This is a genomic window from Pseudomonas sp. ICMP 10191 (assembly GCF_001467335.1).
In the GTDB taxonomy this organism is placed as follows: domain Bacteria; phylum Pseudomonadota; class Gammaproteobacteria; order Pseudomonadales; family Pseudomonadaceae; genus Aquipseudomonas; species Aquipseudomonas cerasi.
The window spans coordinates 1-318 of the sequence record NZ_LKGW01000065.1 but is presented as its reverse complement, the minus strand read 5'-3'; the positions used below and the strand labels follow the sequence as shown (position 1 = coordinate 318).

The following is a 318-nucleotide window of genomic DNA, read 5'->3' as shown; positions in this document are numbered from 1 at the left end:
CCCAAGTTTTGGGTGCCATACGACACCGCTTATGACAGCGACAACAAGCGGATGTCCGAGCGTTTCCAAGCCTGGCTGAACTCGAAACACCTTGAGGTCACGGATGGTGCCGAGATCGATTACCGCGAAATCCTCGAAGACACCAAAGAGGCGAACAAACACGCACCGCTACGCGAGTCGCCGATTGACCCTCACGGTGCTACTGGGTTGAGCCATGACCTAGACGACGAGGGTTTCAATCCGATCACCATCACCCAGAACTACACCAACATGTCTGACGCCATGAAAGAGCTGGAAGCGGCTATCACCGCTGGAAGG

Annotated in this window: 1 pseudogene; it reads left to right on the top strand. The window is 55.3% G+C overall.

From position 1 onward, the window contains the following. Positions 1 to 318, top strand: a pseudogene (locus tag AO388_RS06555) (terminase large subunit); the annotation flags it as partial.